The organism is Ferruginibacter sp. (assembly GCF_031430955.1).
Taxonomy (GTDB): Bacteria; Bacteroidota; Bacteroidia; order Chitinophagales; family Chitinophagaceae; genus Ferruginibacter.
Genome location: NZ_JANPCM010000029.1, coordinates 1 through 7,930, shown reverse-complemented (window position 1 = coordinate 7,930; position 7,930 = coordinate 1). Strand labels below are relative to the sequence as shown.

Here is a 7,930-nt window from a genome sequence, read left to right as displayed (position 1 = left end):
CGAATAAACGCCAAGATTATAGAATTTGAACAATTACCTGAAAATGAAAAACCCAATTTTGATTGGTACTAGGAAAGCAAGCATTTTTTATTGTACTGTCAAGTATGCAAAATATATTTAATTACCCCTTCCTGACCGAGAGGGTTTAATAATTAAAAATATATTTATCATGTTTCATTTTTTCAGGCAAATCTTCCAGAATAAATAATCCTGTTTTAAATTGCTCTTTAATCCTATCAAGTAGCTTTTTAGATTCTGCAATAGTTTTAGGTTTATGGCTTACAGAATTTCTATCATCAGCAAAAGCGCTACATTTTTTTAAGAGAGCCTTATCTGTTATTTTTTCTGCTATCAAATCGTCAATAAGTATATTTTGAGCAACATATGTTTCTTTATTTTTAAAACTCCCTTTGGTTAATTTACCTTTTGTTTTTGCCTGATCAGCAAGATCTATTAATATCTTTTCAATTACTTGTCCCAATTCCTGAACTCCATGAGGAGGATCAGTTAAATAAATATCATATGCAGTACTTATTGCCTTATGAATACTCTTATGGTAGGTTTTCATTGTTGGGCAAGGCAAATGTAGGGTGACAGGAATTCCATAATGTTCGAAACTTCCAACCTTATTAGAATCGACCGGCAATAATCCAATTCCAAATGATTTAACTTTAGTTTTTTCCGATTGGTAAATACTAAGTGATAAAGAATGTTCTATTGGAAATGCAGAGATCATTTTTACTGGTAAACCTAAATTGATAATTTCTGCACATGCAGTAACTAATACAGGTGGATTAGGTCTTTCAGATACCTCGCAAGCAATATACATTTCCTTTGTTTTCCAAAGTAATGTTGGTCGCCATCCAACGTTAGGTGAAATTTCTTCATCAATTATTGCTTTACCAAGCTTATATTTTGTTCTTATTATAAATTCAGCAGATTCGGCGAGATCTGCCATGTAAGAACTAAGCAATGGGAATTTACTGCTACTCATAGGCCATCAATAATTTTAGAGATGGCAGAATGAAGTTTTTTCAGAGTAGAAACTATTTCGTTGTCAAATAAATCTTCTTGAGTAATATTTTCTACGTGAATTAGTGCATTCTTTAGTGTGGATAGTGTTTTCTTTTCATCATACAATGCACCAACAGTTGATTTATAAACATCTTCAATACTTACTTTATTTTTTGAAAAAATATCTTTTAGAGCTGAAGCTGCTTCCTTTTTTGAGTAAGAAACATTTTTTGGGGCGGTTGCTAATTTTGCAATCTGCCTGAAATGCACAACGTTATTAATAGTCCCATCCTGATACTTTCTTATCAAATTATCTCTTACATTATCTGAATGAGTTAATAAATTAGGGAAGTTATTTTTTACTGTTTTTAATGAGGATTCCATTTCTATAAAAAAGTCCTCAGTAAGTTTTTGTTTAGGCTTTGGCTTTTCTAGTTCCACCAATATCATATCCTTATACTTATTGGGAAGTTCAATCAATAATTTGCACCTTCTAATTGTTGAACGTGAAAGTCCTGTGTATTCACTGATTTGAGTTTCAGTTGGCGAACTACTATTCTTGCTATGCAATAATTCGATAACTGTAGTTAATTTGTTTGCGATTGTAAATAAGTCCCATTGTTCTCTTAAAGAATGAATGTTAAACATCATTAAGAGATTCTCAAGCTGATCAGGCTTGTCCTGAATTATGGCAGGAATTGTTTTTAAATTTAATTTTTTTGCAGTACGCCATCTTCTTTCGCCATCAATAAGTATATATTTACCTTTATTTCTGAATAAAGTTATTGGTACTTGTATACCATACTTTTTTATTGATACAAGCAACTGATCCATTTCGCTTTGCCTGAAAACAATTCGAGGATTATCAGGATTCGGCTCAATTAGATCAACCGGAATATCATCTAACTTATTTTGAATCATAAAGAATTAAATACAATTTGTAATAATTAATTCAGATACTTTTTTCCTATTCTTAACATGCCCACTTATAGTACTATGTCTTTCAATTTCAAATTTTTTTCCTACATTCTTATATAACTTAAAAATTGAATCGTGTACAGCATTGGTCAAAATAAAATAAGCTTTCTTATTGTCTATTTTTTTAATTACTTCGCAAAGTCTTTCTTGATCAACCCAAGAAAAAATTGTTTGATTATACTCAATAAACCCATTATTATTATGAGCAACTGTGTAGGGCGGATCTAAAAATACCAAATCTCCCTTTTTTACATTTTTCATGCTCAATTCAAAATCATTCGAGTTGATCACAACATCATTCAACAGTTTTTTTTGTAAGCATTGAAATTCTTTAATATTAAAAAGCTTTTCAAGATCACGATTACCATAAGGAACATTATAAATGCCTCCTTTATTAACTCTATATATTCCGTTAAATCCTGTTTTATTTAAATAATAAAACCTTGCTGCTCTTTTTACATCATTATCGCACAGCCTACTTCGTATTGTATAATAATACTCCTCATCGTTTTTATAGGATTTTAATTCTTTTAAAAGCAACTTCAAATTATCTCTTACCTGAATGTAGAAATTTATTAATTCCTCATTTCTATCCGATATAAAGCTTTTTTTAGGCTGTTTTAAAAATAAAAACATAGCGGCACCTCCTAAAAATGGTTCATGGTAATTGTTATAATATTTTGGAATAAATTCGTTTATACTCTTTGTTAACCATTGTTTTCCACCTGCCCAACGAATGACTGATTTTTTAAACACTACCTCATCAGTAATTATCATAAGATCACTTGATTATATTTTTAATTTAATATTACACTTTTTTTCTTAAGTATTCTAAAATTAAATAACTTATTTTATATAACTGATTTAAGAAAACAAAAAATTGTCCCCTCTAATGTCCCCAATAAAATAAAAAAACCTTGAAAGCAAATACTATCAAGGTTTTTAAAATTAATTATGTGAACCGGATTGGATTCGAACCAATGACCCTCAGCTTAGAAGGCTGATGCTCTATCCAACTGAGCTACCGGTCCTCAATTGGGCTGCAAATATAAGGCAAATAAAAAAAATGCACATAAAAAATCCTGTCAATAATAAAGGTTGAAAAACATTTTTATATATTTGCAATCTACAACTACCGAATTATGAAGTTTTAATTACACTTAAGGACAAATGGCCATTTAAAAATTATGGCCTGTTTTACGTTAGCCGCAATTTCCTTAAGTTGTATTCAAATTAATCTCCGGCTTCATTTTATTTTTTACTTTTCTAATTAATTATATCATGTCAGAAACAATTCTAACATCAAAAAAACTATCCATTTTTCAATTATTTAAACAGGCAGTACGGGGCGATGTAAAAGATTTTACAATCGGCAGCATTGACAGGGCTATCTTTTTACTGGCTGTACCAATGATACTGGAAATGGTTTTGGAGTCAGTTTTTGCTTTAGTAGATATTTATTTCGTAAATAAAATCAGCGCACAGGCTTCGGCAACAGTTGGCTTAACCGAAGCAGCACTTACCATTTTATATTCCGTTGCATGGGGTTTAGCAATGGGTATTATGGCATTGGTGGCCAGGCGCTCTGGTGAAAAAGATTTTGCTGCAGCATCTGCAGTAGCAGCACAGGGTATAATAGTGGCTGTATTTTTTTCTTTTATAATCAGCATTATTGGCTTTATTTTTCCAAAAGAAATATTAAGTTTTATGGGAGCCAGCACCAAAGTGGTGCAGGAAAACTACAGGTTTACCCAAATAATGCTTACGGGTAATATTGTAATCATGCTGCTTTTTGTAAACAATGCAATTTTCAGGGGAGCAGGCGATGCATCTATTGCTATGAGAACGTTGTTAATTGCTAATGCTATAAATATTGTGTTAGACCCTTTGTTGATTTTTGGCATTGGGCCTTTACCAAAAATGGGCCTATTGGGAGCAGCAGTTGCTACAACAATTGGCCGTTCAGTTGGGGTACTGTACCAGTTTTATCATCTCTTTAATGGAAAGGAAATTACAAAACTTGCAAAAAAACAATTTGCAGTAAATTTTGAAATAATCCGCAGTATTTTAAAAACTTCATTGGGTGGAATGTTTCAGTTTATTATTGGCAGTTGCAGTTGGATATTTTTAGCAAGGATAATTGCAGAATCTGGCGAATCCACCACATCCGGTTATGTAACAGCCATACGTATTTGCATTTTCACCATCTTGCCCGCCTGGGGATTGGCTAATGCAGCAGCAGCATTAGTAGGGCAAAATTTGGGAGCAGGCCAACCGGAGAGAGCAGAAAAATCCGTGTGGAGAACTGCGTTTTTAACCTTGCTGTTTTTTGCATTAGTATCTGTGATATTTTTCTTTTTTGGCGAAATACTTATGCGGTTTTTTACCTCTGATGAAGTGGCTGTAAAAGCCGGAACTTTATGCCTTCATATTTTAGCAGTGGGCTACATATTTTTTGCTTATGGAATGATAATAGTGCAGGCTTTTAATGGCGCAGGCGATACTAAAACCCCTACCATTATTAATATATTTATTTATTGGGTTTTACAAATACCGTTAGCCTATTTTATGGCAAAATATCTTAAGATGGGTCCATCAGGTGTTTATATAGCAATAGGTATTTCTGAAACTTTACTTGCAGTAGTAGGTATTATTATCTTTAAAAAAGGAAAATGGAAGCTGGTAAAAGTGTAAATTAACAGCATAAAATATATATTCTATTTTTGCCTTTACATAAATTTAACATTATATTTGCTATGTAATAACTGCTATTATTTTACTAAAACAAGAATTATGAAACTAAAACTAACACTCATCATTGCGTTAACTATTTTTTCAACAACTGTGTTTTCTCAGGCAAAAAAAGGTTCACTTCTCGGAATTCATTTTAACCTGTCCGATCCTAAAGCCCCATCTGGTATAAAAGATCCGGTAAGCGGAAACGTTTACAGCACTATACCTCAAATGGATAAAGGTTTATCCTTATCATACTGGAAAGGCCTCACTTCCAAAATTGATCTGGCGGTGAAATTAAACGGCATGTTTTATGGCAACATTAAAAGTAATAATGGGAACATCCAGGTAGGATTGGAATTAGAGCCAACTTTAAATGTACGTCCATTTACTGATGCAACTAAATTTGCACCCTTTTTAACTGCTGGTGCCGGTATTGGTTTGTATAATAAAAAAATTGGTGGCTATATCCCTGCTGGCCTTGGCATTCAGGTTAATTTCAGCAGCCTTACCTATATTTTTGTTCAAACACAGTATAAATTTACTTTAACTGAAAATGTAGCAGAAGATAATCTTTTTTACTCTATTGGGTTTGCTCAACATTTTTAAATTAAAAAACATGAAAAAAGCAGTAAGATTAATTTTAGCGCTTATAATTATTTGCACCAATACTTTTGGGCAACAAAGTCAGTCTAAGAAAGGTTCTGTATTAGGGCTTCATTTTAATTTGGCCGACTTTAAAGCTCCTTCCGGTATTAAAGACCCGGTTAGTGGTAATGTTTACAGCACTATACCTCAAATGGATAAAGGTCTTTCTTTATCTTACTGGAGAGGACTTACTTCTAAAATTGATGTGGCGTTTAAATTAAACGCTATGTATTACAGCAATATTCAGGGCAATAGTGGAAAAGCACAAATAGGATTGGAATTTGAACCCACTTTAAATGTCAGGCCTTTTAAAGATGAAAGCAAAGTAGCCCCTTTTTTAACTGCAGGTGCTGGAGTAGGTTTGTATAATAAAAAATTTGGTGGTTATATTCCTGCAGGCGTTGGTGTTCAGGTTAATTTCGGTAATCTTACCTATTTATTTCTTCAGGCACAATATAAATTTACACTAACAGAAGATGTAATTGGGGATAATTTGTTTTATTCTTTGGGTGTTGCTCAAAGTTTCGGCAAAGAAAGACAAAGGATGCCGCCACCTCCTCCAGTACCTGTTGTAGAAACTCCAAAAGACAGGGATGGTGATGGTGTTACTGATGATAATGATAAATGTCCCGATGTTGCTGGTTTGGCTTCTTTACAGGGCTGCCCCGACAGAGATGGTGATGGTATTACTGATGCCGATGATAAATGCCCTGATGTAAAAGGTTTGGCAAAATATAATGGCTGCCCAATACCTGATACAGATAAAGATGGTGTTAATGATGAAGAAGATAAATGTATTACAGTTCCGGGTGTTGCCCGTTACCAGGGTTGCCCAATACCTGACACTGATAAAGATGGCGTTAATGATGAAGAAGATAAATGTATTAACGAAGCAGGACCTGCATCAAACTTTGGTTGCCCTGTAATTTCTCAGGCTGTAATTGATAAAATTAATTATGCAGCTAAGAATATTTTCTTTGCAACTGGCAGCTCAAAATTATTACCAAAATCTTTTAAGTCTTTAAACGAAGTGGCAAAGATTATGGCTGATGATGCTTCTCTTAAACTTGACATTGATGGCCATACTGATAATACAGGTAATGCTGCTAAAAATCAGTCTTTATCCGAAGCAAGAGCAGCTTCAGTTAAAGCTTATTTGGTAAGCAAAGGTGTTGATGAAAGTAAAATGACATCAACAGGGCATGGACAGGATATGCCTGCAGCCGATAACAAAACCGCAGCCGGACGTTCTAAAAACAGGAGAGTAGAAATGAAAGCAAGAAACTATTAATTTTTAGGTTTTTCAATAATAAAAAATCCCTCCAAAATTTTGGAGGGATTTTTTATTGAGTTGATATTCAAAAATTATTTTAGCTCATTTTATCTTCCAGCTCCATTACTTTTTCAAAAACAATTTCGTACTCCGCATTCAGTTTCTGTAATTCAAAATCGGCATTTTTATAATCCGTTTCGGCTTGCAAAAATTTAGTTTTGTCGTTATAAATTTCGGGTAATGCTAAAGCGGCTTCCAGTTCAATTTTCTTTTTATTAATCTGGGCTATTTTTTCTTCTAATTGTTGAAAACGATTTTTTTGCTTTTGTAATTCTTTTTTTAATTCCTTATCAATAACCGGCTGTTGATTATTCGTAACGGGTGGAGCAATAGTTTTTGATTCCTTCTCTTTAGGTGTATTTTTTTTTTCTGCCTGTTTATTATTGCCGGAATTTTGTTTACTTCCTTCTGATTTTAATAATGCAGCATCTGCTTTTTCTTTTCTTTCTTTCCAGTCTTCCCACTCTGCATAACTGCCTTTAAATTCTCTTATTTTATAATTATCAATATCCCAAATTTTATTAGCGATACGGCTTATAAAATACCTGTCGTGACTTACTAAAACTATAGTGCCTTCATATTTATTTAATGCTTCTACCAATAAATCAACCGAGTGAATATCTAAGTGGTTGGTAGGTTCATCCAGCATTAAAAAATTAGCCTTGCTGGCAATTGTTTTGGCCAATGCAACCCTTGCTTTTTCGCCACCGCTTAATACTTTAATTTTCTTTTCAACAGTATCGCCACTAAATAAAAAAGCACCTAATAAACTTCTTAATTCCAAATCGGTTTTTCCGCTACGGGCATCTTTTAATTCTTCCAGCACATCATTATTTTGATTGAGCGCTTCCAGCTGGTGCTGTGCATAAAATGATTCATCTACATTATGCCCCCAAATTCTTTCCCCATCAAAATTTTCGGTATCAGCTATAATTCTTAATAAGGTGGATTTCCCTTTTCCATTAGCGCCAATTAAAGCAATTTTATCACCACGGTCAATTTCTGCACCCGTGTCTTCCAATATTTTTATCCCGCCAATGGCGGGACCAAAACTTTTGCTTACATGTTTTAAAGTAACAATAGTTCTTCCCGGTGTTTTATCAATAGCAAAATTTATACGCATATTGGGGCGTTCCAGTTCTACATTTTCAATGCGGTCTAATTTTTCAAGCCGCTTAACAATACTTTGTGCTGCTGCAGCTTTACTGGCTTTTGCTTTAAAGC

7 protein-coding genes and 1 tRNA gene are annotated in these 7,930 nt (G+C 33.4%); 3 read left to right on the top strand and 5 right to left on the bottom strand.

Annotated features, from left to right (window positions below):
• Window positions 1–145: 145 nt before the first annotated feature.
• The 4 genes from ACY65O_RS00855 to ACY65O_RS00840 all read right to left on the bottom strand — a co-directional run bounded on the left by ACY65O_RS00855 (window position 146) and on the right by ACY65O_RS00840 (window position 3,023).
• Window positions 146–994: a hypothetical protein gene (locus ACY65O_RS00855; protein WP_462218954.1), complete on the bottom strand. Its 849-nt coding sequence runs from the start codon at window positions 992–994 to the stop codon at window positions 146–148.
• Window positions 991–1,935 (bottom strand): ParB/RepB/Spo0J family partition protein, encoded by a 945-nt coding sequence (locus ACY65O_RS00850; protein ID WP_462218953.1) that lies wholly within the window; start codon window positions 1,933–1,935, stop codon window positions 991–993. The genes ACY65O_RS00855 and ACY65O_RS00850 overlap by 4 nt, the downstream gene beginning before the upstream one ends.
• A gap of 6 nt (window positions 1,936–1,941) precedes the next feature.
• On the bottom strand, window positions 1,942–2,769 hold the full coding sequence (locus ACY65O_RS00845; RefSeq protein ID WP_462218952.1) for a DNA adenine methylase: 828 nt from the start codon (window positions 2,767–2,769) through the stop codon (window positions 1,942–1,944).
• A gap of 180 nt (window positions 2,770–2,949) precedes the next feature.
• A tRNA-Arg gene (locus ACY65O_RS00840) sits at window positions 2,950–3,023 on the bottom strand.
• Between the two features lie 250 nt (window positions 3,024–3,273).
• On the opposite strand from ACY65O_RS00840, the gene ACY65O_RS00835 reads away from it, so the two are divergent.
• From ACY65O_RS00835 to ACY65O_RS00825, 3 genes are all read left to right on the top strand, one after another.
• The gene (locus ACY65O_RS00835) at window positions 3,274–4,686 is read left to right on the top strand and encodes an MATE family efflux transporter (RefSeq protein WP_462218951.1); all 1,413 of its coding nucleotides are present in this window, start codon (window positions 3,274–3,276) and stop codon (window positions 4,684–4,686) included.
• 99 nt (window positions 4,687–4,785) lie between these two features.
• Complete coding sequence (locus ACY65O_RS00830; protein WP_462218950.1) at window positions 4,786–5,334, top strand: hypothetical protein; 549 nt, start codon at window positions 4,786–4,788, stop codon at window positions 5,332–5,334.
• A 10-nt stretch (window positions 5,335–5,344) separates the two neighbouring features.
• Window positions 5,345–6,664: an OmpA family protein gene (locus ACY65O_RS00825; RefSeq protein ID WP_462218949.1), complete on the top strand. Its 1,320-nt coding sequence runs from the start codon at window positions 5,345–5,347 to the stop codon at window positions 6,662–6,664.
• Window positions 6,665–6,743: 79 nt separating this feature from the next.
• On the opposite strand, the gene ACY65O_RS00820 is transcribed toward ACY65O_RS00825, so the two are convergent.
• Window positions 6,744–7,930: ABC-F family ATP-binding cassette domain-containing protein (locus ACY65O_RS00820; RefSeq protein ID WP_462218948.1), on the bottom strand; the 1,187-nt coding region annotated here is incomplete at its 5' end.

Bases quoted from the DNA above. Each gene is read 5' to 3' on its own strand.
- ACY65O_RS00835 (WP_462218951.1), top strand. From the start codon at position 3,274: ATGTCAGAAACAATTCTAACATCAAAAAAACTATCCATTTTTCAATTA.
- ACY65O_RS00850 (WP_462218953.1), bottom strand. From the start codon at position 1,935: ATGATTCAAAATAAGTTAGATGATATTCCGGTTGATCTAATTGAGCCG.
- ACY65O_RS00845 (WP_462218952.1), bottom strand. From the start codon at position 2,769: ATGATAATTACTGATGAGGTAGTGTTTAAAAAATCAGTCATTCGTTGG.
- ACY65O_RS00830 (WP_462218950.1), top strand. From the start codon at position 4,786: ATGAAACTAAAACTAACACTCATCATTGCGTTAACTATTTTTTCAACA.
- ACY65O_RS00825 (WP_462218949.1), top strand. From the start codon at position 5,345: ATGAAAAAAGCAGTAAGATTAATTTTAGCGCTTATAATTATTTGCACC.
- ACY65O_RS00855 (WP_462218954.1), bottom strand. From the start codon at position 994: ATGAGTAGCAGTAAATTCCCATTGCTTAGTTCTTACATGGCAGATCTC.